Below are 24,896 nucleotides of genomic sequence, written 5' to 3'. Positions count from 1 at the left end.
GGATCCCAGAAACCGCGGCATGAATAACTTACGCCAAATTGTTTTCTGCCATTGAAAAACCCTGTCGGCAGTATAACCGCTCGACAGGGTAAAATTAGTTTAAAACAATACGGAAGACATCACAGCAAAAACAGGTTTCACAGAATTAATCTTATTTCCATGTAAATGAGGCTCGTTTTCAGGGGATTATTGTATTTTCACAGATAAATTCCTTTATCACGGGATTCGCTTTCGTTTTCACAGAATTCCATTTCTCTATCCGCCATCCGATTTTTAGGCATCACAGTACATATTTCTTCGCTTTTTCATTGAAAATTCAACTAGATACCTGCTTTGGTTCTTCTTTCTTTTTTATTCTCGCATTACCCATAAACATAATCGTAATGGCAGCGGCCCCAATCGGAATCAAGGCTAGCATAAAGATGAGGGAAATGGAATCTGACAGGGATTCAATGATTGGTTTAAGAATCATTTCCGGAATTTTTGCCCGCTCGCTAGACTGAAATATTTCCTGAAGATTACTCGAATCCCCCATATGCCCCGTACTGACGCCGGCTCCTTCTATCCCTTTAAAAGCATCCTTCAGTTTTTCAGTAAAAACATTATTTTGAATTGTGCCAAAAACTGCGATGCCCAATGTCATACCAAAGGAACGAAGAAAAGAATTAGTAGAGTTCGCCGTACCGCGATAGCGCGGGTCTAAATTATGAAGTGAAGCTGTAGGCAATAATGAAAATGAAAAACCTACTCCAAAACCAACGATGACCATGAAGAAAGTCAGCATCCCCCTTGAAGTCCCAGGCGTCAATCCTCCGAGCAAAAACATTCCGATAAAATATGAGATTACTGATATAACCATCAAATTCCGGAACGTGGTTTTAGCTTGAAATATACCGCCTATCATGCTGCCGACTACAGAACCAAGCATCATTGGCGTTAGAATCAATCCGGCGTTGGTTGCAGAGCCTCCATATACCGCCTGGACAAAAATAGGAATGAATACCGCAAGTATGATAAATGTTCCTCCATATAAGAAGGCCAAAATCTGTGATGCAGCAAAAAGCCTGTTTTTAAACATCCAAAAGGAAATGATCGGTTCTTCTGCTTGTCTTTCGACGAAAAAAAATACGATAAAAAAGACAGCAAACGCAGCAAACAATCCAAGAATTTGCATCGAATCCCAAGCATATTCCTTTCCGCCCAGTTCCAGCGCAAACATTAAGCTAACGACAGCAATTACAAGGGTAACCGCACCCATATAATCTATTTTCTGTTTTGAATGCTCAAGAGTTTCGTGATAATAACGTGTAATTAAAAGTAATGAAATAATGCCGATTGGGACGTTTATGTAAAAAACCCAGTGCCAGCTGAAGGTATCAGTAATAAAGGCGCCAAGAAGAGGCCCCGCCACGCTCGATATGCCAAACACGGCTCCCAGAAGTCCAGTCATTTTCCCCCGTTTTTCAGGCGGAAACACATCAAAAACAATCGTAAAGGCAATCGGCATTAAAGCTCCGCCGCCAATCCCCTGAATCGCGCGGTAAATAATCAATTGATCCATTGTCTGAGCTATCCCGCACAATGCAGAACCAATCAGGAACACAACGAGTCCAAAAATAAAAAAACGTTTTCTGCCATACATATCGGACAGCTTTCCGAAAATCGGCATACCTGCCATAACAGCTACCATATAAGAGGCTGTTACCCAAACAAACTTACTGAAGCCCCCCATATCTGCAACGATAGTACCCATGGCTGTAGCCACTATCGTATTGTCCATCGCACTCATTAAAATTCCCAATAACAGAGCGGTGACGACCGGCTTAATATTGGTTTCCGTACTCATTTTACTCCCCCTAGTATAATTCCCTCTATAAGTTTCTTCAAAGGTCAGACTACCACGTTTTCCCATTATTCACAATGTGTACACAAAATCTCATACAAAAAACTGCTATCGGATAAATCCCTTTACAATATTAAAAATAATTATGTAAACTAGTTATACAGGTTATTTATTTTTATGAACTGAGGGATGTCAAAATAAAATGAAATCCTTGCTATCAAATATATTTTCTAAGAAAAAAAAGCTTTCAATAGAATTTTGCCAGAATAATCTTGACCGGTTTTTAAATAAAGGCACTCAAGCATCCCTTGGACACCTTTTAAGGGACCAGGCTATCCAATATAAAGAATTTGAGTGTTTAAGCCATTGCAAAGAATGCAAGCAATCGCCATATGCCATACTGAACGGCGAAATGCTAACGGCCGATTCAATGGAAAGTTTAATTAAACAAGTAGAAAATAAAATGTAGCCGCATAAACAAGCAGAAGGCCCCTTGCCAGCTGACAAGGGGCTCCTTATATTATTGTTATTAAAGCTTTGATGTACTTGATCCTGTTGTTGATCCTGCAGTAGTTGATCCTGCGGTTTTTGTTCCTTCAGTTGTTGGGGTGTCGGCAGTAGTCATTGAACTTGTGCTTGTAACGGTGCCAGAGCTCTGTACAGCAGCGTCCCCTGATGTATTTGCAGTTTCAGAAGAGGATCCAGTGCCTTCCGTAATCTTGCTTGTTGCCTCAGCTACTTTTGAGCCAATCTCCTTTAATTCGCTTGTAGCTTCCTTTGCAGTTGCCAATGCATCACTTGAGATGCTTTTCACTTCATTTACTTTTCCGAATATATCTTCATTCACAACATCGTATAAATGCTGTGCATTGCTGATTGCTTCTTTTAATGTGTTAGACGCTTCTTTAAAGCGTGCCATCATGGTCATAGGATTTTCCTTGGCTTCGTTAATTACTCCCATGGAATTGTCCTTAAGGCCTACAGCGGTTTCTTTAACCTTTCGGCGTGTATTTGTATCTAGCATCGCAAGGCCAACTCCAATCAGCCCGCCAATTAATAAGCCTCTCAGTAATTTACTGTTTTTGTCACTCTCAGAAGTCATCGTGTGCTTGACATTTGTCGTTACTCTATCATGCTGGAAGTCGTTTGTATTGGTTTGGTAAGAATTGATTCCGTTGGAACCATAGGTATTATTCACATTGCTGGTTGCTGTCATTCGGTTAGTTTCGGAGTTATTCACACTGCCAGTATCGTTCTGCCTGGATCCTGCATAGTTGTTAACTCTGTTGTTTTCACTCATTCTGTTTGCATCATAATTGTTTGTTTTGTTATTGCTATTCATATTTTGTGCCATGTAATGTTCCTCCTCTATTTGTTTTACTGCTTGTCCACTTAATTCCCGATTATTTTATTGTTTAAACAAAAAAAAGGTAACAAAAAATTACACAACGGGTTTTCCATCTCCAATCCGGATTATCAGTTCACGGAGGAATTTTCAAATCAAATCTGTTATGCGGGTAATATATGCTGCTTCTTGAGTGACAGATAAAATGGCTTAAATCCAGTAATTCATCTATATTTTCAGCAAAAAACTTAGCATAAAGCGATTAGGACATGCATATTTTACAATAGGTGTTTTACATGGGAGATGGAGTATATGAAACAGAGTATAAGACGGATTTCTTTGTTTGGCTTGATATTGTTAATAGGTTTAGTCGCATATTTAGAAACGGAATTTTCAACTTTTGATGAAAATGTTAAAGTTGCCAGGCCGGTCTCAGGATTTGAAACCAATGAGGATATGCCTTCTTTGGAAAATATCCTTGATAACAGTGAACAAGTGGACGGTTATCTTGTAGAGACCTACCAGGAGTATGAGGTATATAGAAACAAAAACGGTATGATAACCAAGACTGTACCGACCGGTAACTTTTCATCCCTTCGCTACAAGATAAACCAAGAATAAAAATGCCTCCCAGTCATTAGCCGGGAGGCATTTTGTATTTCTGCAAAACATTAATTATGCTTCTTTTATTTTCAAACTGCCTTCTTCTACAAGTGCAGTAAAGCTCTTCACTTCCGGCTTTTCAAAAATGAAATCAGTGATTCCATCTTCGAGGTGTTCCTGAAGTACACGGCGGAGCGGTCTAGCACCGAATGAAGGGTGATAACCAAGCTCAGCAAGCTTTTCTTTTGCTTCTGCCGTTACAGTAAGTGAAAGTCCCTGTTCCTCAAGAGTTTCATAAAGATCGTTCAGCATTATATCAACAATCTTCAGCAGATCTTCCTTCTGTAAGGCAGAGAATTCAATAATACTGTCAAAACGGTTCAGGAATTCAGGCTTAAAGTAGCTGCCTAATGATTGAAGGATAGATGCTTCTTCCACGGCAGTGTTTGTTCCAAAGCCCATTGTTTTTCTCTTTTCCCCTACACCTGCATTACTTGTCATAATGATTACTGTGTCCTTAAAGTTAACAGTCCGGCCCTGGCTGTCAGTTAGACGCCCATCTTCAAGAATTTGCAGGAACATGTGCATAACATCCGGGTGAGCTTTTTCAATTTCATCCAGGAGGATAATGCTGTAAGGCTTGCGGCGGACTTTCTCAGTAAGCTGCCCTGCTTCCTCATGGCCTACATATCCTGGAGGTGAACCGATAAGCTTAGATACACTGTGCTTCTCCATAAATTCACTCATATCAAGGCGAATCATGGCATCCTTAGCACCAAATAATTCTTCAGCCAATGTTTTTGATAGTTCTGTTTTACCGACACCTGTCGGGCCGACAAAGAGGAAGGAACCGATTGGGCGAGTTTTAGATTTCAGACCGGCACGGCTTCTGCGGATTGCTTTAGCTACTTTGCGTACCGCTTCTTCCTGACCAATCACCTTCTTAGAAAGCTCCTCTTGAAGGCGGATCATTTTCGATTGTTCATCCTCCTGCAATTTACCTACGGGAATCCCAGTTTTTTGTTCAATGATTTCCTGAATATGCTCAACAGTCACTGTCGGGCGTTTAGCATTTTCTCCAGCTTCAAGGATTTTTTCGAGTTTTGCTTCCTCATCTCTAAGCTTTGCAGCTTCTTCATAAGCTTCTTGCTTTAAAGCCTGTTTCTTTTCCTCGTGAATTTGAGCAAGGCGTTCTTTTACATTTTCTTCTTGTCCATCTTCTATTGTGAGATTCAATTTTGAACCAGCTTCATCCATAAGGTCAATCGCTTTGTCAGGAAGGAAGCGGTCCTGGATATAGCGGTGGGAAAGTTCAACCGCAGCCTGAAGGGCTTGGTCGCTGTATCCTACTGCATGGAATGCTTCATAACGGTCTTTAAGGCCTGTTAGAATTTCCAGCGCTTCTGCAGGAGTCGGCTCATTAACTTGAACAGGCTGGAAGCGGCGTTCGAGTGCAGCGTCCTTTTCAATCTTTCTGTATTCCTTTAGGGTAGTCGCACCAACAAGCTGCATTTCGCCTCGTGCTAATGCAGGTTTTAGGATATTACCTGCATCCATAGACCCTTCAGCAGATCCGGCCCCAACAATTTGATGTATTTCATCAATGAATAGAATTACGTTCTTACGCTGCTGAAGCTCGGAAATAAGCTGTTTCATCCGCTCTTCAAATTGGCCGCGGATTCCTGTATTCGAAACAAGTGAAGCAACATCGAGAAGGTAAACCTCTTTTGTTCGCAGTTTTACTGGTACATCCCCGTCAGCAATTTTCAGCGCAAGTCCTTCAGCAATTGCTGTTTTACCGACACCAGGTTCCCCAATCAGAACAGGGTTATTTTTATTTCTTCTATTTAAAATTTCAATCACACGCTTTACTTCCTCATCACGTCCAATGACCGGATCGATAAGGCCAGCTTTAGCATTATGAGTCAGATTGCGGCCATATTGGTCAAGCAATCCGCCGCCCCGTCCCCCTTTTGCTGGCTGCGGCTGTTCTTGTTCATCTATATCAGCTTGCCCAGGGTTATGGCTAAATCCTTTAAAGAAATCATCAAATGGGAAATTACCCATGTATCCTTTTCCCCCCATGGCTGCTCCTAGTTTATTTTGTTCTTCTTTATAGCAATCGGAGCACAAATGAAAATTTTGCTGGCTGCCATTAATACTTACACGCAATTGAATATTCGCTTGATTACTTTGACATTTTTGACAATGCATATGTGACTCCTCCTTGATTTTATACATTTTTTCATTAATTATTTAATAAGCGTAGTTGATGGACAGTTTGCCTGGTCAAATTGACTTTGACTATCTTTGACTTACTATACCCATTATACTCTGACCTTTTCTGACTTTCAACCCTTTTATCAAAAAAATTTGTTTTATTTAATCATAAAAAAATGAAACTAATAAGACTAGCTCTTTCAGGAAAATCTACAAAAAAGGAGTGATAATAATGGCTCGAAGAAGGAATATACTTGTGCCGGAAGCAAGACAGCAGATGGATCAATTGAAAGCAAAAGTGGCCGGAACACAAAATCCTGAGGATGCTAAATTTGAAGCTGCTGCTGAAGTTGGAGTTCCACTTCAAAAAGGCTATAATGGACAGCTTACTCCGAAGCAGGCCGGAAAAGTCGGCGGAAGGCTGGGCGGCGATATGGTTCGGGAGTTAGTGAAAATGGCACAGGAAAATCTGAATAAGAAAAAATAGCACAGCTATTTTTTTTGTTTAATCGCCACATTTCAATGGGGAAGGATAGGAAACTGAAAAAATTATCTGGCTTTCCTATCCTTTTTGTACATACAAGGCTTTAAAATCTGCACCCAAAAAACTCTTTCAGGACTACTTTTCCAGTAATAAGTTCCTGAAACTGGCTAACATCTCTTCTGATATATTACAAAACTGACATAGATATGTTTCAATGCTTCCATGGCTTTTTAATATATCCATGAAAATATCATCAAGATACTCATGGCGTACTTCTAATATCGGCTTTAACCGATCCGGTGAAATTTGAAACAGGCTTACCCATCTAACAAATCGTTCCACTTTTCGCATCCGTGGGCCGATTAATTCATTGGAAAACAGATATTCATCTAAAACAGTTTGGTATGGTACTCCAGCAAGGAGCTGAATCAAAGCAGCAATAAACCCGGTTCTATCCTTTCCGCCAGTACAATGGATCAGGGCAGGCAGGTTTTCTTCATCTGATAATAACATAATGATTTCTTGAATTTGCTGGCTGCAGTTGTTTGCCATATTAGCATAGATAGCTCTCATAATCTGTTCAAAATCTATATTTCCTGACCTGCCCACCAAAAATTTAAAAAACTCAAAACGTGTGAATTCCTGACTTTTATCATGAATGGAAATGTTTTTAACCAAAACGTTCTGATACAGCCCTATTCGGCTCGGCTTTGATTTTTGTTCCTGGGATGTTCTCAAATCGCATATTAATTTAATACCTAATTCAGAGAATCTCTGTAAATCAGCTTTTGATAAACGCGATAATTCATCAGAACGAAATAGAACCCCTTTCTTCATTTTTAAGCCACTTTCAGTAGTGAATCCTCCTATATCCCGAAAGTTATATAATCCGTCGAACTCATATTCTTGTTTTTGTGTAAAATTTTTCATGCTTTTTCCCCTTTATTAATAACAGGCTCAACTGCAAAATTAATAATCTATTTTTAGGTCTCTTTTAATATTTACTAATATAACTCGGAATCTATCGAATACTTCATACTGTGGGCTATGCGCCGAATATTCAAACTAACAAACTTCTTGCAGAGAGGCGTAATTTTTTTAAAACTGAAAATTACTTAATAGAATACATAAAGGTTTGGATAATAAGCTGAAGGTCCAGCAAGTAATGAACCATTATTATAGTCGACAAACGCCTGGTCTTTAAGAAGATCGCTCCAAGGATAATCGCCATGGGGATAAACGAGAAAAATCGCCATAGCATATAGGATGGATCAAAGATCAGCGGCAGAAAAACATGCTGCAAAGCCAATGCCATACCAGCGAAAATGATCGGCTTCCACTTGCTTCCGTAATGCTGTTCCAGCCGTGGCAAGGCGTATCCTATATACGTTGGCAGCTCAACCAAAGCATTTGAAACCGGAAAGATAATTAATGCAATAAGCGCAGCCCAAACCGGCAATGGCTGAAACATATTATCCGGGGGTATGATGGAACCTAAAAATAAGTAAGAAAAAACATAGAGAGGAACCGCGCCGCTAACAACTGCAACTATTACCAGCAAGAAAAATTCTTTCAACGACTTCTTCAGTCCTATTCTTTTTGTTTTAAATAAGCTGATGTATGACTTCTTTTCTTTTCGAAGAAAATGCGTAAGCATAATAAACGATATAATATTAGCAAGAACAACTTGAAAGGGCCACCATTTTTCTGCTTCTTTCAATGGCTGTTCAGCCCCGTTAACAGAAAGTATAGCGACAAAGACGGTACCAAAAATAATAAAAAAAAGTGACCTCATTATTAGGGAAAAATAAATATCTATCGTATTTGCTTTTTTATTAATATTGTTGTGCAAAAAAACTGGCTGGTGAATAGTCTCTTTTACATTATTCATTAAAATCTACCTCACATCTGTTATTTAGTTTAACTTTAATTAAATACCTGTTTTCCAAATCTGCCCGCAACTCTACACAAGTCATTAACTGAAATGTTACAAAAGCCTCTCCATTACAAAAGGATTGTGTACTAATTCTTTCGTATTTATCTGCTAACTAACACTCGTTCATATTTATTCGGTAAAAAATGAGTGATTTGCATCACCCAGTACTTTTGTTCCATTATTTTTCACTAACGTTTTCAAGAAAAAAACGAATATGATTTTTCATTTTTGCTTCAATTACCGATGTGTCCTTTTGATCAAATCGAAGCATATTATATTCAACCAGCATGGAGAACGTCGGATATTGATATTCTGAGGCCAGTACTGCAGGACTATAAGTGTCTTTGATCTTTCCAAGTTCTATCAGTTTTTCGAAGACCACTTCCAAGAAATCCAATGTATCTTTAATTAGATCATTCAAGAATATTTCCCTTGCAGCCGCAGAACGAAATTGTTCCATGAAAAGAATCCTCCAGCACTTCTCATTCGTTTCATTATCTATATGCTCCCTGAATCGCTCGAATCCTCTTTCAAAGAATCCTTCAAGAGTAGAATTTTCTAAAATGTCATCTAATAAAGATACAGGGGGGAGAGTTTTAGCAAATTCTTTTCGAAAAGCAGAAAGGATTTGTTCAAGAATCTCGTCTTTATTTTTGTAATGGTTATATAACGAACTTTCTTTAATTCCCACCTCTTTCGTTATCTCTCTGATTGACACTCCACTAAAACCCTTTTGCGAAAAAAGGTCTATTGCTGCATCTAAAATTTTATCTTTAGTAACGTTGGTCTTTTTTGGTGTCAATTTATAAACTCCTATCTGATCATACTTACTATTGTAGAATGGATCCCATTCCAAAATTCTCAAGACATCCACTAACTAATACTTTGTCTAAGGTAAGATACATTTTATTATAACTAACAAACGTTAGTTAATCAATAAATAAATTTACGATTCCTTTAGGTGATGAGGGTAAATTTCATTGTCAATAATTTCAGAAAAATATATGATTATATAAATGAAAATCAAAGGGGATGAGGTATTGCGTACGGTTAATGTTTTACCTAATAGCAGTGAGGTGTATAAATCTTAACAATTATAAGGAGAAAATCATGACAACAATCAATAATAACCTTTTTTACGGTGACAGAATTAAACTCTCAGCATCGAGGGAAGAAGATGCTGCCATTATGGTGAAGTGGGGAGAAGATACTGAATATCTTCGTAATGTGGATACTGAAATAGCTTTCCCTAAGAATAAAGAAGAATTCGAAGCAGAAGGAAAAGCGGCCCCCAATGTGGCCTATTTCCGGCTTAGAACCATTAAGGATGATCAATTGATCGGATTTGCAGCCATTCACAGCATTGAATGGAATAACCGGGCGGGACTCCTGGCTATGGGAATTGGTGATTCTTCTAATCGGAATAAAGGTTATGGATCAGAAGCTCTGAGGCTCATCCTTCGTTATGCCTTCAATGAGTTAAATTTAGATCGGGTCGGTTTGGAAGTAATTGAATATAACAAGGGTGGAATAAGGGCATATGAAAAAGCAGGTTTTCAGCAGGAAGGCAGAAAAAGATCAGTGGTTTACCGTGACGGAAAGCGATACGATATTATCGTTATGGGAGTATTAAGGCCTGAGTGGGAAGACATTCACACAGCAACCGAATTATAAGCTCAATCATTCTTAATTAATAACCTTCTATAAAGCTTTCAAGAGCTATCCTCACCTGATGGGGGTAGCTTTTTTCAAGTAGCAAGGTTTTCATTTGATCTGCCTTATATGTAATAGTATTTTGCAGTTAAAAAAACTTATGCAAAAAAAACACAAAAAAACTAATCCGCAATTTGGACTAGTTTTTACACGCCTTAGAGGATTCGAACCTCTGACCGACAGCTTAGAAGGCTGTTGCTCTATCCTGCTGAGCTAAAGGCGTATTATATATATGGCGGAGAAGGAGGGATTTGAACCCTCGCACCGGTTACCCGACCTACACCCTTAGCAGGGGCGCCTCTTCAGTCTCTTGAGTACTTCCCCATAAAAAAAATGGCTCCGCAGGTAGGACTCGAACCTACGACCGTTCGGTTAACAGCCGAATGCTCTACCACTGAGCTACTGCGGTGTTTTTATACTATACCCTCCTATAGTATTTAGTCAATTAAATTAATAAATTAATAAATCTAGAATTTTTTTCCTGAAGGTTTTTGCTTTTTCAGGATCGAGTATGGTACCCTTTTCTTGTTTTTTCACTTATCAGCTAATTTTTATACTTTTGGAGCCGAATAATCATTTTATGTTACAGGGATTAGGATCTGGATTATAATGGTAAACAGGGAGTGATTTTTTGCTGGTAACAATACGGAGAGAAGATTTTGATTCGCTGGATGATTTGGTACTGGGAGCTTATTGTTTTGAACCAATAATCCCATTGATCCGTGGTAAAGGAAGATGTTTATAAACATCTTACGAAAGGTCAGCAAGCATTGTTTATGTTCAGCGCTTATTACAACCACGCCAGCAAATCCATGGCAGAGTTTTATTGGTGGACTGCTTACTTTTTGGCACAGCCGAAAACATGGTCAGAAATTAAAATAGGGCTGCGGCATTTCAGGGCAAATGCAATGCTGCAGCTGCTTGAGGAATTGGAAGGAACTTTGAAAGCGTGGAACCACCCGCGAAGTTTTCAAGGATTCGACGTTACTTACAAGGACCTGGATAACGACCCAGAGCTTCTTTCCTCCATTAGTCCGCTCAACACCCGTCTGCATGAAATCTCATCAGCCATTTTAAAGGGGATTGGTGAACATATCAGGAAAAGTCCTCATGAGTTTATAAAGTTCGAGGATTAAGATCTACTGCAACTTTGGTTCAACACAGAGTAAAAATTACCACTTAGCCCTTTAGGTTAAACTTAAAGGGCTCCAGGCATTAAGAAATAATCATTCATTGATAGCATTGAAAAAAGCACTGCGATACCGCTCTTTGTAAAAAATTGCTTTATCCTACACGCATTCTCCATTCAGCCATTGGATAACCGTAAATAATGGCTTGACTTTGGGGTTACCTTTTCTTTTGTAAAACCCCTTCGGCTGTAAAAACTGTCTGCCTGCTCTGTATCTGTATTAAGCACCATCACTTGAAAATGCTCACGTGCGTGTTTGATAATTTCTTCCAGTAAGAGTCTTCCTATTCCATTTCTTCTGCAGGCCCTCGCAACGTAGAATCTTCTTAGCCGGCAGACCCCATGTTCACTGGAAAGCGGATCTATATTAAGGCCGCCAACAGCTATCAAAGTACCTTCAGCATCCACTACCCCATAGAGGGCCTCACCCGGCTTATTGAATATATTTTCACCACTGTAATATTCATCCTTTAATCTTTGTACAAACCGGAAGCCCTCCTGTTTGCTCTCTAATATTAAATGGGCTATATCGTTGTCCAGCAGGCTTGATATCTTAATAACTTTGACCGGTGCCAAAAAAATCCCCCTCGATTTTATTTAAATTATCCTAACTTTTAGACTCAGCATCCGTGATAACGAGATTCCCACTGGCATTTCCTGACAATGGGGAGTATATTATCTAAATAGTTAATAAGTAATTACTATAAAAGTATATCAAAGGGAGAGACCTGTTTTGAGGCAATACATACGAATTATCCTGTTTTTTGTTGGTCTGATGATTTTTGCTTTAGGAGCCGCGATTACGGTTAAGGTTAAACATTTGGGTCTGCATCCTTGGGATGTGCTAAATGTTGGGCTATATGAACGATTTGGGCTTACGATCGGGTCATGGTCAGTACTATGCGGATTGTTTCTGCTTACAGTTTCGTGGAAAAAAGCGCGCCAATATATCAGCATTGGAACCTTTTTAAACGCAGCACTGATCGGTCCGTTTATGGATTTTTACTTATGGCTCGATTTATTGCCATCCGCCACTCATACATGGGTTGACTATCTCATTATCCTAAGCGGAATCGTACTTACCGGCATTGGCGGGGGAATGTATGTAGCGGCAGGACTTGGAGCAGGGCCGCGTGACGGTTTCATGCTTTCTATTTCGGACACAACCGGTTTGTCTGTCAGCAAAGCGCGTATTCTCGTCGAAAGCTTTGTATTGCTGATTGGTTTCCTTATCGGCGGTCCGGTATTTATTGTTTCTTTCATTTATACATTTATCCAGAGCCCCATCTTCCAAAGATCATTGTCATTTTTTAAACAGGTCATTGCAGTTCCTAAAATGCCGGAGAATCAGCTTCAGAAAAAAGCACTTTAATGCTGCTGACCTGATGCTTATTCCGCTTAAGACTGTTTCCTTAAATCATCTGCTCAATAAAAATCTCTGCCCGATCAAATAGGCAGAGATTTTTGCTTTTTTATTAACCAGCCTGTGGAGTTATTACTTTTTCCTTCATTGGTTTTACTTTTCGTTTAGGATGTATCAGGCTGTATAGAACTGGAACAATGAAGAGTGTAAGCAGTGTTGATGTGATTAATCCGCCGATTACAACAACGGCAAGTGAAGCTGATACTATACCGGCATGGTTTGAAATGGCCATTGGAATGAGCGCTCCGACTGTCGCAATCGCGGTCATCAGAATTGGGCGCAAACGGACAACTCCGGCATCGATCAAGGAATCATGTGTTTCCATTCCTCGCTTCTCGTTTTGTTTAACCCGGTCAACCAGGACAATCGCGTTCGTTACAACGATTCCATTTAACATCAGCATCCCAATCATCGCAGGCATTCCAATCGGTTCATCAACGATGAAAAGTCCAAGCAATGCACCGATTGCGGAGAAAGGAATCGCAAACAGAATAACAAACGGCGCTTTTCCTTCACCAAAAGCAATTACCATTACCATGTACACAAGAAGAATGCTGATACCAATTGCAATTGCCATGTTGGCAAAGCCTTCTTCCATCGCCGCTGACGCGCCTTCCTTGTAGTAGGTGACGCTTTTTGGAAGATCAAGATTCTTGATTAACTCATCAGCTTTTTTCGTAACTTCACCTGTTTTGGAATCAGTGATCTGCCCAACCACCATTACATATTCATTTCCATTTAAATGAGTAATAACCGTTTGATTTTTTACTTCCTTTAACTCACCGATATCCTTAAGTGCAACAGGAGCACCCATCATATTGGGGATTTGCTGCTCTTCTAAATCTGCAAGAGTTTGGATTGAATCCATCTTCAGGCTCAATGTCACATCTTTTTTCTCATTCTCAATGTTGACTGTTGTGACTGTATCTCCATTAATTAACTCCCGAAGGCTCTTGCCGACCATTGCTGGCATCAAACCATGCTGTGCAAGCTTCGCTTCATCCATCTGAATTTCGATTTCCGGTTCGTCTCCTTCAAGAGACGAGTGGACATCCGCCATTCCTTTTACTTCCTTTAACGTACTTTCAATTTGCTTGCTGGCAGTCTTAATGTCTTCAAAATCCGGGCCCTTTACAACCAGAACATACTGTGACTGACTGCCGCCGGCAAAACTTCCTACACCGGAAACGGAAATTTCCTCGGCTTCCTTCACTTCTTTGAAATCAGCCCGCAATCGTTTAATAACAGCATCTACATTCTCCGTTGAATCCTTTAAAACGAAGTTTATCGATGCATGTTCGTACTCGCCATCCACACTGGTGCTTACCAGTTCTACTTCTTTTGCATCCAGAAGAATATCTTCGACCTTGGTCGCAAGATTGCTCGTTTCTTCAGGAGCGGTACCCTTTTCCATTGTAATGCTTACATCATAATTGCTGACCTTTTCCTGCGGCAAAAATGTTGTGCCAAGCTGCGGGGCAATGAAGCCCACGGATGCCGCAAGCAGGACAATGGCCATTACAAGCGTCAGCAAACGGTGGTTAAGCGACCATCCCAGGCTTTTGCGGTATATTTTTTGAAGCCCGCTTTCCTGATGCTCTTTCGGAGAAATATTGAGTAAAAAGATTCTTGAAAGAAGCGGAACAACCGTAACCGCGACAAGCAGTGAAAACAGCAGCGAGATGACGATAGTCCAGGCAAGCGGAGCAAAAAATTTTCCGATAATACCCGGAACAAAAGCCATAGGCAAAAATACAGCAACCGTAGTGATCGTCGATGATGTAATTGCTGATGCAACCTCTTTTGTTGATTGTTCTACAAGCCTTGCATTTCTTTCCTTAGCGGCGCGGACTCGCCTGAACACATTTTCGATTACCACGATTGAATCATCTACTACACGCCCAACAGCAACGGCGATTCCAGCAAGCGTCATGATGTTCAATGTATAGCCAAGCATGTTAATGACAGTAAACGATGCCAGGATGGAAAGAGGAATGGATATAATCGCAATAATAGTAGAACGAATATTACGCAAGAATAATAGGGTAACGACCACTGCCATAGCAGCGCCAAGAAGTGCTTCACGCAGCATCGAATACACAGAATCTTTAATTTCGATTGATTGGTCACGCAGCGTTTTTACACTGTACCCTTCTGGAAAATCAGTTTCTTTCATTAGTTCTTTAGCCTCTTCAACGATAGAGACAACATTTGCGCCGCCTTCAACGATAATACCAAATCTTACTCCAGGTTCTCCGTTAATCCTAGTGAAATCAGTATTGTTTACTGACTCATAAGTAACATCGGCAATGTCCTTTAATTTAAGGTTCTGCAGTACTGGCATCTGTCCTTGAGGCGAACCGGCCATTCCTTTTGCAAACAAAGTTATATCTTTGATGGCGTCTACAGATTCCAGTTCTTTACCCACGCGAACAGGAAACACTTGATTGGATATTGCAACATCACCTGTTGGAATCGAAAGATTATTTGCTGTAATAGCGTTCTTTACATCCTCTAGTGTGAGTCCTTTTTCCTTTAGCTTTTCCGGCAGCAAGCGGATGAACACTTGCTTTTCATCAATTCCGCCAACCTCCACTTTATTGACGCCCTCAATAGCTTCCAGCTGAGGTACAATTTTATTTTTTACAAAGTGCTGGACTTTATTACTTGATTCATCTGCGTATATCCCCATTGAAAATACAGTCGGATCAGGCTCTGGCCCCTGCAATATGATCTCCGGGTTTTCCGTGCCTTCTGGAAGGTTTACCTTATCAACGCTAGAACGTACAAGCTGTTCGGCATCTTTCATATCCACTGACATATCGTACTCCATTGTGGAGTAAACAACATTGGCAACCCCATCTGTATAAACATTTTTAACACCATCAATGTTCATCAGTTCTTTTTCAAGAGGTTCCCCCACTTCCTTTATTGCTTGCTCTGGTGACGCACCCGGATACGGAATGACAACAGTCATATACGGAATATTGATATTCGGGTATTTTTCTATGTTTATTTTTTGAAACGAATATACTCCCCCGCCAATGATTAAAACAATCATTAAAAAAAGGGCAACCGCATTGTTCATACTAAAACGAATAATTGATTTCATCTTTTATCTCCTTATTATTTTCCAAATTTGACCTCAGTTCCCATCTTATACATTTATTTCCTTCTATATAATAAACTCCAGAGTTATTTTTTACTAGGTCCAGAGACTTAGATATTATAAAATGTATGGCATTTAATACTTTCTCTGCCTCGAAAATCATTAATTTCGTTAAACGTAAATTTTATAGAAACCCTTGCTTGATGAGTGTAAAATATGAAGAAAAAGCTCAGGGGAGTCAATCGGATGGAAAATATAATTTTCAGAGACGCAACATATAACGACCTTTCAAAAATTATTGAAATTTATAACAGCACGGTTGCTTCCAGAATGGTAACGGCCGATACGGTTCCTGTATCCGTTGAGAGCCGATTAAACTGGTTTAACGAACACACTCCGGAAGCCCGTCCTTTATGGGTCATCATAAAAGATGAAAAAGTCGCCGGATGGTTAAGTTTCCAATCTTTCTATGGAAGGCCTGCTTATCAGGCAACGGCAGAAATCAGCATCTATATAGATGAAGCCTTCAGAGGACAAGGCCTTGGCCGGATCGCCCTTTCAAAAGCAATTGAGAGTGCCCCTGACCTCGGACTCAAGACAATACTTGGTTTTATTTTTCATCATAACCTGCCAAGCTTAAAGCTGTTTCAGGCTTTCGGGTTCGAAACCTGGGCACACCTCCCTCGTATCGCCGAACTGGATGGGACTGAAAGGGATCTGGATATCCTCGGAAAACGAATTTCCTAATTATAGCCATACAAAAGGCTGCCGAATTTTCGGCAGTCTTATTTTTTAAAAAGAAATTTAATTAGGCACTGAACGAAATGGTTCTTATAACCGTCATACATAAAAAACAAACCTAGCAAATAAAAAGAGGTGCCAATATGGCCAATATAATTGAAGTGGAAAATGTACAAAAGGAATTTAACAGCAAGCCTATATTAAGGGACATTTCTTTTACCATTAAGGAAGGAAGCATCAATGGGCTGCTTGGTCCGAACGGGGCTGGTAAAACAACGATCATCCGCCTGCTCAATGGCGTAATAGATGCAACGTCCGGAAATATGAGGGTAATGCGCTTAGATCCCCGCAAAGATGGTGATGAAATCAGGAAAAGGGTAGGGATCGTGACAGAGAGCGCCTCCCTTTACCATGATATGAGCGCTTGGGATAATCTTGTATTCTATTCAAAAATTTATGACGCGTATGATCCTAAAAGGATAACCCATCTTCTTGAGCAGTTTGACATGCTTCCGTTTAAAGACCAGGCAGTTGGATTATTTTCAACCGGAATGAAGAAAAGAATTTCACTGGCAAAAGCGTTGCTGCATAAACCAGAAATCCTGTTTCTCGATGAGCCGACCAACGGGTTAGACCCAGAAGGCATCAGCTCAGTAATACACTATTTGCGCAAAGTGAACGAGGAAGAAAATGTCACCATCCTTATCTGCTCCCACGTGCTTCATCAGCTGGAGGATTTATGTGATTCCTACCTCTTTTTAAAGGATGGAAGAATAATAGAAAATGGGCTATTGCATGATCTTGAGGATAAATATTTAACTGACATACGACTGCTTGTAGAAACCGGATTAAGGCCGAAAGACCACAGCCATTACAATGGATTTGCTTATGAGGTTAAGGGGACTGATAAATTGGAGTTCCTGCTCGCTTCAAAAGAAGAGATAGCCCCATTGCTAAGGCAAATTCTTAACGAGTCATGGATACATTCCAGCGAGATTACAAACAGAAGCCTGGAATCAATATATTTTAAGATTAGAGGTAATGGCGATGAATAAAACGACAATTATAGCTATAGCGGAAAAGGACATTAGAGCCACATTTTCATCCAAGAAAGTATGGATGCCTATGGTTATCCTAGCAGTCGTTCTCTGTATCATATTTCCCGCGGTCTTCTCTTATATCGGGCTGCATACAGAACTTCTCAATCAATCATCAGATGATTTGAAAAAACCAATTGAAAAGGTAATCCAAAACTTCCCAGCAGAAGAAATGAAAAACACTCTGGCAAGCCTCCCGACTATGGGTGAAAAAGTAGTCTATTACTTTTTAAACTTCATGCTTACACCATTCTTTCTCATGGCGGCCATTGTCAACTCGATGGTCACTTCATCCAACAGCTTTGCCGGAGAAAAGGAACGAAAGACGCTTGAAAGCTTATTATTCTCGCCCCTATCAATAAAGGACCTGTTTTTAGGGAAGGTGCTTGCCTCCTTCATTCCAACACTATTGATTGTATTCAGTACCTTTATACTAAATTTGATTGTCATTAATTTGATTACCTACCCGTTTTTTAATCAGATCTTGTTTATTAATGCCACCTGGCTGCTCTTGATATTCTGGGTGATTCCAGCCTTGGTGCTGTTTAATATTCTTTTAAATGTGCTTGTTTCATCAAAGGTAAAGTCCTTTCAGGAAGCACAGCAGTTCGGGGGAATGATGGTTCTTCCAATTGTGGGCATCCTCATCAGCCAGGTGACAGGACTTTTCTTCCTAAGCCCTTTTATTTTGTTTCTGATTGGCGCCGGATTCCTGCTGGGCAACGCACTCCTGCTTAAGGTCATGACAAAATTAAACGACCGCAATTCCCTTTTTGAAAGCCAAATTCACTAAATCAGATTGATACAGCTAAATCAACACTGTTTTTTTGCTATACTGGTGTTGAGGTGGGCCCATTGAATCGCGAAGAAAAAAAGAGAATCACAAGGCAAAAAATTTTCGATACGGCCATTCGGCTTATTTCAGAAAATGGATATGCGGCAACAACTGTAGAAATAATTGCGAAGGAAGCAGGAGTCGCCAAAGGTACGTTTTTCAATTATTTTAAATCAAAAGAAAGCGTCCTTGATGAGTATGAAAGAGTTTCATTGTTTACCGAAGCTGAAGGGGCTATGCAGCTGGACGGTCCCATTTCCCCAGCCATAATAATGGCTCTCATAAACGTACTGCAAAAAATGAATTATACCCGGTCCTTAAGAAGAGCCACTGTTATGGCCACACTCGCCGGTGAAGACTCTCTTGCGGAACATAGGCAAAACATGAAAAATCTTGCTGAAATTGCGATTCCTTTTTTTGTGATCGGACAGGAGCGCGGTGAATTCAGTAAAGATTATCCCCCTGAGCTCCTTGCCGATTTGCTGATTCAAACCTACATCGGCATTCTCACGCATTGGTGCATGGGAGGCGGCGATGACGACCTGATAAAACAAGCGGCATTAAGTCTGGAATTATTTTTAGCATCTATTTCAAAAAATCCCCACTAATCTGCAGTACACTGCGTTAGCGGGGATTTCGCTTTATATAAGGGCATTTTTTTTAAAAAACGGCAAGCTGCCACTTTGAGCAAGCAATATCTTTAGGTTTTGCACGTAAATATGTTTCGGAAAGTAAATCTTACGTTTTGGACAGTAACCGGTATAACAGTTGGCGGGGAAGATATTATCACCGGCTAAACAGTTTGTTTTATTGTTTTCTTCGGAATATCCACACCAGTAAACAGGATGCTCAGAAAATTGATACGCCTGATAACGAAAAAGGATATCAAATGACCGAGAATCGTACCGAGCACAAAGACAATACCAAATTTGATGTAACCTGAGAGCGGAACCTTGATAAGGCAATACTGAAGGACCATAAGGACTGGCATATGGATGATATAAACAGTAAATGTATTTCCGGCCAGCTTTTTAGAAAAGGAACTTGAAATATTAAGCTTTCGATTGAACAACTCCAGAAGTCCGATTCCAAGGCCGAAGCACAGGATAGTTTCATAAAAAGAATAAAATAAACTAGCCCCGCTCATCCCCCCGTCTGTTGAATGGACAACGCCTGCAAAGCGCAGGATTGCAAGTATACAACCTATCCCAAACCACGTTTTCCCAACCTGCTTTGGTATATTCCGAATCCACCCGTTTTTAGCTGCACCGATTCCAAGTATCACAAAGGTCACGTATTGAGGAATATGGGCTAATTCTGTCTGAACAAATCCAAACAGACCGATCCAATGATCAATAGGATACCAAATACGAATAATAAAAGTGGCAATAGCAGCAAGAAACACGAGAGACAGAATCGAAGCATGGGATGCTGTAAACTGAATCTTTCCCTCTCTAATAATCCCTTTTTTTACTATCTGCTTCCATAAAACATAAAGAACAGAGTATATCAATAAATGTTCAATAAACCAGAGGTGGCCAAAGTTCAAATCAGGCCAGGAAGGACCGGTCCAGTCAGAGGGTTCACCGCTCAATCCGAAATAAATTTTGAGATAGTAATCAAAAAACGACATTGTCTCATATCCCCGGAAATGGTTGTAATAGAAGAACATCATGAAAGGTATCATGACAAAAAAGCCAACCAATAAAGGAATTCCTAGTCGCCTTAATCGATCCTTCAAATAAGCTGCTCCTCCCCGCTTTTGAAAAACAACAGGGATAAAGAAAGCCGAAATCAGGAAGTACAAACTCATGTTAAAACCAGCATTCACCCCGAAAAAGGGTCCCAGATTTGCAGGCATTAACTGGTCTTTTACATACCAGAAACCATCCGATCCGCCATAGGGCTGTCCTGCATGGTGGGCGATAACAGTAAGCGATAAAAAGATCTTTAAGTTGTCGATAAAATCAATTCGCGAAGGCCGATTCATATGGACACCTTTCCTTTTAAATGTTATTTTTCCATATTTATACTATTAATGATAAATATTTTTGAACTATCGGTCAACTTTTATTTACAAAGATCCGTTGAACCACCACATAAACTTCTGCTGTATTTTAAATTAATTGGAATTGTCCAGGTAAAGAGAAGATATTTTATAACGCAGGGATTGCTTATCATGAGAGTACGTTTTAACCATAGGAAATTGGAGAGTTTAAAGCGGCTGAAAAAAATTTTTAACAAAAAAATGTGGTAGTATCTTTTTTAATTGTTTCCCAAACGTCAACTAAACTTTATGCAATTTTGGGGGCTTTATAAAAAATCAGACTGGGAAAGGATTTGCTTTGGTGTCATAAATTATAAAAGGGCGCCCTATTTGGACGCCCGACTGCCATCAAAATAATATACTTCTTCTTAATTCCTGGACAGTAGCAGGAATGGATTTTGCCTGGCTTATTGCCGTAATTACCGAAATACCATCTGCACCGGCTTCAATGACCGCAGCGGCATTTTCTGCTGTTATCCCTCCAATTCCTACGATAGGTACAGTAAATCCCTCCGCGCGGAATTCTTCTATAACTGTCGTTCCCTGAACAGGCTTGGCATCTTCTTTTGTTCTAGTCGGAAAAATCGGTCCAACGCCAAAATAATCGGCGCCAGACTGAATTGCATCGGTTGCTTGCTCCAGCGTATGGACGGATATGCCAAGGATTTTATCACCAATCTGCTTCCGTACATAGTCAGCAGGCTCATCCTCCTGGCCAATATGGACACCATCAGCATTAATAGACATTGCCAGCTCAATATCATCATTAACAAGGAAAGGAATTCCATGTTCCCTGCAGATTGTTTGTAATTCTTTTGCGAGCTTGTACTTTTCGTCTCCGATTAAAGCTCCTTTTCCTTTTTCACGATATTGAAACATTGTGATCCCGCCTGCTATCGCCTCTCTCAGCACCTCTGCCGGGTAATTCGTACAATTCACACTTCCCATTATAAAATAAACTTTTAAGGCATCTTTTAAAGTTTCCTTGCTGGTTCTCCCTATGCTCATGCTCTACTCCTTCAGGGCGGCTTTTCTTCTCAAAGCACCATGATTGGTTGGACCATGCCCTTGGCCAATCGATAGCTGATCCTCGATGGCTGCCTGGATAAAGTCTTTTGCTATAGTAATAGATTCATGGACATTGCTTCCTTTTGCCAGCTCGGCTGTAACAGCAGCAGAGAAGGTGCAGCCTGTTCCATGAGTATTTTTCGTATTGATCCTTTTGCTCCTGAACGTGAAGAAATCTGAACCATCATAGAGCAGATCGACCGATTCATTTGGATCATCATCATGACCGCCTTTAATTACTATATTCCTGGCACCAAGATCGTAAAGCTTTTTAGCGGCTTCTCTTTTATCCCGATCTGAGTGGATATGCATTTCTGTCAGCACTTCGGCTTCAGGGATGTTTGGAGTAATTATCATGATTAGAGGCAGCAAATACTTTTTCAATGAGTATACGGCTTCATTCTGCAGTAAAGATGCCCCTCCCTTTGCAATCATCACAGGATCCACCACAACATTTTTCCATTGGTATTGTCTAATTTTCACTGATACAGCTTCAATGATTTCAGCATTAAACAGCATACCGGTTTTAACGGCATCTGCGCCTATGTCCTCCCCAATAGAATCTATCTGTCTAGCGACTGCTTCAGCCGTCATCGGATATACTGCCTGGACACCGAGCGTATTCTGCGCCGTCACAGCGGTAATTGCTGACATTCCGAAGACGCCAAGCTCTTGAAATGTCTTGATATCCGCTTGGATTCCAGCACCGCCCCCACTGTCGGAACCAGCAATTGTTAAAGCTTTGTTCATGGCAGTTTCCACCTCTTTCACGCTTTTTCTAGTATCTATACCAAAATTAAACGATCGTTATAATTTTCTAACGGATCCAAACTGTGCTATATTTTCGCTTGAAACAAGGGATAATTGATTCAGAAATTCAATTTGAAAGCTTCCGGGCCCAAGTTCATCCGTTTTTTTCGCCGCCATCTCAGCAGCAACTCCATAGGAAGCCAATGCGGCTGCAGAAGCCCGAACCGCATCTTTTTCTACAGCAGCAAACGCACCTATGACAGAAGTTAACAGACATCCGGTTCCAGTGACTTTTGTAAGAATTGGGTGCCCATTGCTTACAGCATAGGTCAATTCTCCATCGGAAACGATATCCTCTTTTCCTGTAATCACGACTACTGTTTTGAATTTCTTAGCTGCAGCTGCTGCAAGCTCTGCAAAGTCTCCTTGCATACTTCCTGCGTCCACACCCTTAATCTGGCTCTGTTCACCGGCCACGTTGGCAATTTCGGCTGCATTTCCCCTAATGACAGCAATGTTTACTTCACTGATGATTCTCTGCGCGGTTTCGGTCCGGTAAGCTGTTGCTCCTGCTCCCACCGGGTCAAAAATGACTGGCACTCCATGTTCGTTTGCCGCTTTCCCAGCTTTAATCATGGATTCTACTTCTGAAGCGCTGAGTGTTCCTATATTTAAAACAAGAGCACCGGCTATGCTTGCCATATCAGCTACTTCCTCTGCAGCGTAAGCCATAACAGGCGATGCGCCTAAGGAAAGCAGACCATTTGCAGTAAAATTGGCAACAACAACATTTGTAATATTATGTACGAGCGGATTTACTTCTCTCACTCTTTCTAATGCTTCGCAAATCAAAATTTTATCCATCCTCTTCCCCCCTTTAATCCATTACCAATCCGCCGTCGACTACAAGATTCTGTCCTGTTACCGCTCTTCCCCATGGGGAAGCAAAGAAAACTATGGCATCTGCTACCTCTGAGGGGTCTGTAACCTTTCGCAGCGGGGTGGAAGACTTAATTAATTGAAACACTTCCGCTGATGTAGCGGAGCTTGCATCTGTCATTTTCAGAAGACCGCCAGAAACCATGTTAACCGTAATGCCATATTGCCCTAATTCATTGGCCATATTGCGTGTAAAGCCTAAAAGAGCAGCTTTGCTGGTTGTGTAATCATGATAGGCTACGACCGGATTTTGGAATAGATTTGTTCCAATGTTGATAATCCGCCCAAATTCAATTTCTTTAAAGCCAGGAAGTCCGGCCTGTACTGTATTTAGTGCCCCTCCTACAGCACTTTCCAGCTGCACATTGAAATCCTCCCAGGCAATACTCGCTGCATCCTTTTTTGCAGCAGGATCAAAACGGAAGTTTACTAGTGCGTTATTTACGACCGTAGTAATCGGCTTTCCAAAATAGTCTTTTGCTTGCTGGAACATTGCCTGAACTTGCCCAGCATTTCGGACATCGGCCTGAATCGCAATCGCATTCCCGCCGATTTGCTTTTTCAGCTCCAAGGCCTTGGCCTCACTATTAAAATAATTAATGACCACTTTCGCTCCCTCTCGGGCAAAAGCCTTAACTGTCTCACTGCCCAAACCGCGGCTGCCTCCGGTTACCAGTACAACTTGTTCATTTAAACGCATGACTATTAACCTCCTTAAAAATAAAAAACCAGATCCATATAAGGACCTGGTAAAGTATGTAAGTGAAATAACATATTTCACTTTCACTACTTTCCTACGCTGGCATCACCCAGATCAGGTCCAAAGGGTTAAAAAACATTTGTTTTTCTCTCAGCCCGTATTTGGGCACCCCTAGTAGCATAATTAAATTTTCATAATTAATAATATCCCTGGAAAATCGATATGTAAAGACGGAAAATTTCGAAATATCGGTTTTGTAAATTGTGCGGATTTTTTTGTAATAGTTAGAATCAGACCGAAAAAACAGAAATCATCTCGTATAAGCAGGATGCCTGCAAGCGGCTCATTTATGATTAAACAAATAAAGAGATAGAAACAGCAAAGCAATTGCAGTAACCTTTTTCCAATCTATTGGTATCTTCAGTCCTCCAAAAAGGCCAAAATGATCAATAATGGCTCCGACTACGATCTGTCCTGCGATAACGGCGATTAAAGCCGGGGCTACACCGATCTTTGGAACTACAAAGACCATAACAAACACATAAAATGCACCCAATAGGCCGCCGATTAATTGCCACTTTGGAACGGTCATAGCTGCAGAAACGTGTCCTTTGCCAAAGAACAGTACGATAAATAGCAAAGCAAGAGTTCCAATTGCAAAGGAAACAAATGATCCTTCAATTGCTCCGGTCTTTTTGCCAAGCCCCCCATTTATTTGGGCCTGGACGGCAACTGCGATACCGCCGAGAACAGCCAGTAACGAAAATAATATTTTCACAGGTAAACTCCTTAACCGCTTAAGTTTTAATAGGTTTGTAAAAGAACCTAAAAATCATTCAATTATATTAAATCAT

Annotated in this window: 24 protein-coding genes, 3 tRNA genes and 1 riboswitch; of the genes, 10 read left to right on the top strand and 17 right to left on the bottom strand. The window is 40.5% G+C overall.

The window, feature by feature from the left end; translation table 11 throughout:
• Window positions 1-316: 316 nt before the first annotated feature.
• Window positions 317-1,846 (bottom strand): MDR family MFS transporter, encoded by a 1,530-nt coding sequence (locus CVD28_RS10085; RefSeq protein WP_101592236.1) that lies wholly within the window; start codon window positions 1,844-1,846, stop codon window positions 317-319.
• 199 nt (window positions 1,847-2,045) lie between these two features.
• On the opposite strand from CVD28_RS10085, the gene CVD28_RS10080 reads away from it, so the two are divergent.
• Window positions 2,046-2,312, top strand: coding sequence for a DUF1450 domain-containing protein (locus CVD28_RS10080; RefSeq protein WP_101592235.1), 267 nt, complete (start codon window positions 2,046-2,048; stop codon window positions 2,310-2,312).
• 60 nt (window positions 2,313-2,372) lie between these two features.
• Here the strand turns inward: CVD28_RS10080 and CVD28_RS28010 are convergent, their stop codons facing one another.
• Window positions 2,373-3,197 carry a hypothetical protein gene (locus CVD28_RS28010; protein ID WP_180954097.1) on the bottom strand — a complete coding sequence of 275 codons (825 nt, stop codon included), beginning with the start codon at window positions 3,195-3,197 and terminating at the stop codon, window positions 2,373-2,375.
• A gap of 303 nt (window positions 3,198-3,500) precedes the next feature.
• On the opposite strand from CVD28_RS28010, the gene CVD28_RS10070 reads away from it, so the two are divergent.
• On the top strand, window positions 3,501-3,809 hold the full coding sequence (locus tag CVD28_RS10070) for a hypothetical protein (RefSeq protein ID WP_101592234.1): 309 nt from the start codon (window positions 3,501-3,503) through the stop codon (window positions 3,807-3,809).
• A gap of 54 nt (window positions 3,810-3,863) precedes the next feature.
• Here CVD28_RS10070 and CVD28_RS10065 read toward each other — a convergent pair whose 3' ends face one another.
• Entirely contained in the window at window positions 3,864-6,005 is a 2,142-nt protein-coding gene (locus tag CVD28_RS10065; protein WP_101592233.1) for an ATP-dependent Clp protease ATP-binding subunit, read from the bottom strand.
• 238 nt (window positions 6,006-6,243) lie between these two features.
• Here CVD28_RS10065 and CVD28_RS10060 point away from each other — a divergent pair, with 238 nt between their 5' ends.
• On the top strand, window positions 6,244-6,498 hold the full coding sequence (locus tag CVD28_RS10060; RefSeq protein ID WP_101592232.1) for an alpha/beta-type small acid-soluble spore protein: 255 nt from the start codon (window positions 6,244-6,246) through the stop codon (window positions 6,496-6,498).
• Window positions 6,499-6,630: 132 nt separating this feature from the next.
• On the opposite strand, the gene CVD28_RS10055 is transcribed toward CVD28_RS10060, so the two are convergent.
• From CVD28_RS10055 to CVD28_RS10045, 3 genes are all read right to left on the bottom strand, one after another.
• Window positions 6,631-7,425: a tyrosine-protein phosphatase gene (locus CVD28_RS10055; protein WP_101592231.1), complete on the bottom strand. Its 795-nt coding sequence runs from the start codon at window positions 7,423-7,425 to the stop codon at window positions 6,631-6,633.
• 181 nt (window positions 7,426-7,606) lie between these two features.
• On the bottom strand, window positions 7,607-8,386 hold the full coding sequence (locus CVD28_RS10050) for a CPBP family glutamic-type intramembrane protease (protein WP_101592230.1): 780 nt from the start codon (window positions 8,384-8,386) through the stop codon (window positions 7,607-7,609).
• A 223-nt stretch (window positions 8,387-8,609) separates the two neighbouring features.
• Window positions 8,610-9,233 carry a TetR/AcrR family transcriptional regulator gene (locus CVD28_RS10045; RefSeq protein WP_180954096.1) on the bottom strand — a complete coding sequence of 208 codons (624 nt, stop codon included), beginning with the start codon at window positions 9,231-9,233 and terminating at the stop codon, window positions 8,610-8,612.
• A gap of 308 nt (window positions 9,234-9,541) precedes the next feature.
• Here CVD28_RS10045 and CVD28_RS10040 point away from each other — a divergent pair, with 308 nt between their 5' ends.
• Entirely contained in the window at window positions 9,542-10,105 is a 564-nt protein-coding gene (locus CVD28_RS10040) for a GNAT family N-acetyltransferase (protein WP_101592228.1), read from the top strand.
• Window positions 10,106-10,293: 188 nt separating this feature from the next.
• Here CVD28_RS10040 and CVD28_RS10035 read toward each other — a convergent pair.
• The 3 genes from CVD28_RS10035 to CVD28_RS10025 all read right to left on the bottom strand — a co-directional run bounded on the left by CVD28_RS10035 (window position 10,294) and on the right by CVD28_RS10025 (window position 10,553).
• Window positions 10,294-10,367 (bottom strand) — tRNA-Arg (locus tag CVD28_RS10035).
• Window positions 10,368-10,377: 10 nt separating this feature from the next.
• Window positions 10,378-10,468: transfer RNA gene (locus CVD28_RS10030), tRNA-Ser, on the bottom strand.
• A 10-nt stretch (window positions 10,469-10,478) separates the two neighbouring features.
• Window positions 10,479-10,553: transfer RNA gene (locus CVD28_RS10025), tRNA-Asn, on the bottom strand.
• A gap of 367 nt (window positions 10,554-10,920) precedes the next feature.
• Here CVD28_RS10025 and CVD28_RS10020 point away from each other — a divergent pair.
• Window positions 10,921-11,280, top strand: a complete 360-nt coding sequence (locus CVD28_RS10020; RefSeq protein ID WP_180954095.1) for a hypothetical protein — start codon at window positions 10,921-10,923, stop codon at window positions 11,278-11,280.
• A gap of 170 nt (window positions 11,281-11,450) precedes the next feature.
• On the opposite strand, the gene CVD28_RS10015 is transcribed toward CVD28_RS10020, so the two are convergent.
• Complete coding sequence (locus CVD28_RS10015) at window positions 11,451-11,909, bottom strand: GNAT family N-acetyltransferase (RefSeq protein WP_257985819.1); 459 nt, start codon at window positions 11,907-11,909, stop codon at window positions 11,451-11,453.
• Between the two features lie 157 nt (window positions 11,910-12,066).
• On the opposite strand from CVD28_RS10015, the gene CVD28_RS10010 reads away from it, so the two are divergent.
• Window positions 12,067-12,705, top strand: coding sequence for a YczE/YyaS/YitT family protein (locus tag CVD28_RS10010; protein WP_101592226.1), 639 nt, complete (start codon window positions 12,067-12,069; stop codon window positions 12,703-12,705).
• Window positions 12,706-12,808: 103 nt separating this feature from the next.
• On the opposite strand, the gene CVD28_RS10005 is transcribed toward CVD28_RS10010, so the two are convergent.
• Window positions 12,809-15,868 carry an efflux RND transporter permease subunit gene (locus tag CVD28_RS10005; protein WP_101592225.1) on the bottom strand — a complete coding sequence of 1,020 codons (3,060 nt, stop codon included), beginning with the start codon at window positions 15,866-15,868 and terminating at the stop codon, window positions 12,809-12,811.
• A gap of 243 nt (window positions 15,869-16,111) precedes the next feature.
• On the opposite strand from CVD28_RS10005, the gene CVD28_RS10000 reads away from it, so the two are divergent.
• The 4 genes from CVD28_RS10000 to CVD28_RS09985 all read left to right on the top strand — a co-directional run bounded on the left by CVD28_RS10000 (window position 16,112) and on the right by CVD28_RS09985 (window position 19,146).
• Window positions 16,112-16,612: a GNAT family N-acetyltransferase gene (locus CVD28_RS10000; RefSeq protein ID WP_101592224.1), complete on the top strand. Its 501-nt coding sequence runs from the start codon at window positions 16,112-16,114 to the stop codon at window positions 16,610-16,612.
• Window positions 16,613-16,749: 137 nt separating this feature from the next.
• A complete protein-coding gene (locus tag CVD28_RS09995; RefSeq protein WP_101592223.1) occupies window positions 16,750-17,661 on the top strand; it encodes an ABC transporter ATP-binding protein in 912 nt (303 codons plus the stop codon).
• Window positions 17,654-18,496, top strand: a complete 843-nt coding sequence (locus CVD28_RS09990) for an ABC transporter permease subunit (protein ID WP_180954094.1) — start codon at window positions 17,654-17,656, stop codon at window positions 18,494-18,496. Before CVD28_RS09995 ends, CVD28_RS09990 begins: the two co-directional genes overlap by 8 nt.
• Before the next feature lie 62 nt (window positions 18,497-18,558).
• Window positions 18,559-19,146 carry a TetR/AcrR family transcriptional regulator gene (locus CVD28_RS09985; protein ID WP_180954093.1) on the top strand — a complete coding sequence of 196 codons (588 nt, stop codon included), beginning with the start codon at window positions 18,559-18,561 and terminating at the stop codon, window positions 19,144-19,146.
• A gap of 185 nt (window positions 19,147-19,331) precedes the next feature.
• Here CVD28_RS09985 and CVD28_RS09980 read toward each other — a convergent pair whose 3' ends face one another.
• The 6 genes from CVD28_RS09980 to CVD28_RS09950 form a co-directional block, all read right to left on the bottom strand.
• Window positions 19,332-20,528, bottom strand: a complete 1,197-nt coding sequence (locus CVD28_RS09980; protein ID WP_101592220.1) for an acyltransferase family protein — start codon at window positions 20,526-20,528, stop codon at window positions 19,332-19,334.
• A gap of 405 nt (window positions 20,529-20,933) precedes the next feature.
• A complete protein-coding gene (gene thiE, locus CVD28_RS09970) occupies window positions 20,934-21,587 on the bottom strand; it encodes a thiamine phosphate synthase (protein WP_374702517.1) in 654 nt (217 codons plus the stop codon).
• Window positions 21,588-21,596: 9 nt separating this feature from the next.
• Window positions 21,597-22,403 (bottom strand): bifunctional hydroxymethylpyrimidine kinase/phosphomethylpyrimidine kinase, encoded by an 807-nt coding sequence (gene thiD, locus CVD28_RS09965; RefSeq protein WP_101592217.1) that lies wholly within the window; start codon window positions 22,401-22,403, stop codon window positions 21,597-21,599.
• A 57-nt stretch (window positions 22,404-22,460) separates the two neighbouring features.
• A complete protein-coding gene (gene thiM / locus CVD28_RS09960; protein ID WP_101592216.1) occupies window positions 22,461-23,267 on the bottom strand; it encodes a hydroxyethylthiazole kinase in 807 nt (268 codons plus the stop codon).
• 13 nt (window positions 23,268-23,280) lie between these two features.
• Entirely contained in the window at window positions 23,281-24,042 is a 762-nt protein-coding gene (locus CVD28_RS09955; protein WP_101592215.1) for a 3-oxoacyl-ACP reductase, read from the bottom strand.
• Window positions 24,043-24,116: 74 nt separating this feature from the next.
• Window positions 24,117-24,225, bottom strand: a riboswitch (TPP riboswitch).
• Window positions 24,226-24,385: 160 nt separating this feature from the next.
• Window positions 24,386-24,820, bottom strand: coding sequence for a DMT family transporter (locus CVD28_RS09950; RefSeq protein WP_101592214.1), 435 nt, complete (start codon window positions 24,818-24,820; stop codon window positions 24,386-24,388).
• Window positions 24,821-24,896: the final 76 nt, after the last annotated feature.

This window comes from Bacillus sp. M6-12 (assembly GCF_002860285.1).
GTDB lineage: Bacteria > Bacillota > Bacilli > Bacillales > DSM-1321 > Peribacillus.
This window is presented reverse-complemented; position numbering and strand designations above follow the sequence as displayed.

Excerpts from the sequence above, each read along its gene's own strand:
- CVD28_RS10060 (WP_101592232.1), top strand. The coding sequence starts at position 6,244 with ATGGCTCGAAGAAGGAATATACTTGTGCCGGAAGCAAGACAGCAGATG.
- CVD28_RS10070 (WP_101592234.1), top strand. The coding sequence starts at position 3,501 with ATGAAACAGAGTATAAGACGGATTTCTTTGTTTGGCTTGATATTGTTA.
- CVD28_RS10080 (WP_101592235.1), top strand. The coding sequence starts at position 2,046 with ATGAAATCCTTGCTATCAAATATATTTTCTAAGAAAAAAAAGCTTTCA.
- CVD28_RS09995 (WP_101592223.1), top strand. The coding sequence starts at position 16,750 with ATGGCCAATATAATTGAAGTGGAAAATGTACAAAAGGAATTTAACAGC.
- CVD28_RS10000 (WP_101592224.1), top strand. The coding sequence starts at position 16,112 with ATGGAAAATATAATTTTCAGAGACGCAACATATAACGACCTTTCAAAA.
- thiD (WP_101592217.1), bottom strand. The coding sequence starts at position 22,403 with ATGAACAAAGCTTTAACAATTGCTGGTTCCGACAGTGGGGGCGGTGCT.
- CVD28_RS09990 (WP_180954094.1), top strand. The coding sequence starts at position 17,654 with ATGAATAAAACGACAATTATAGCTATAGCGGAAAAGGACATTAGAGCC.
- CVD28_RS10040 (WP_101592228.1), top strand. The coding sequence starts at position 9,542 with ATGACAACAATCAATAATAACCTTTTTTACGGTGACAGAATTAAACTC.
- CVD28_RS10065 (WP_101592233.1), bottom strand. The coding sequence starts at position 6,005 with ATGCATTGTCAAAAATGTCAAAGTAATCAAGCGAATATTCAATTGCGT.
- CVD28_RS10085 (WP_101592236.1), bottom strand. The coding sequence starts at position 1,846 with ATGAGTACGGAAACCAATATTAAGCCGGTCGTCACCGCTCTGTTATTG.
- CVD28_RS10055 (WP_101592231.1), bottom strand. The coding sequence starts at position 7,425 with ATGAAAAATTTTACACAAAAACAAGAATATGAGTTCGACGGATTATAT.
- CVD28_RS09980 (WP_101592220.1), bottom strand. The coding sequence starts at position 20,528 with ATGAATCGGCCTTCGCGAATTGATTTTATCGACAACTTAAAGATCTTT.
- CVD28_RS10020 (WP_180954095.1), top strand. The coding sequence starts at position 10,921 with ATGTTCAGCGCTTATTACAACCACGCCAGCAAATCCATGGCAGAGTTT.
- CVD28_RS09955 (WP_101592215.1), bottom strand. The coding sequence starts at position 24,042 with ATGCGTTTAAATGAACAAGTTGTACTGGTAACCGGAGGCAGCCGCGGT.
- CVD28_RS28010 (WP_180954097.1), bottom strand. The coding sequence starts at position 3,197 with ATGGCACAAAATATGAATAGCAATAACAAAACAAACAATTATGATGCA.
- CVD28_RS10050 (WP_101592230.1), bottom strand. The coding sequence starts at position 8,386 with ATGAATAATGTAAAAGAGACTATTCACCAGCCAGTTTTTTTGCACAAC.
- thiM (WP_101592216.1), bottom strand. The coding sequence starts at position 23,267 with ATGGATAAAATTTTGATTTGCGAAGCATTAGAAAGAGTGAGAGAAGTA.
- CVD28_RS10005 (WP_101592225.1), bottom strand. The coding sequence starts at position 15,868 with ATGAAATCAATTATTCGTTTTAGTATGAACAATGCGGTTGCCCTTTTT.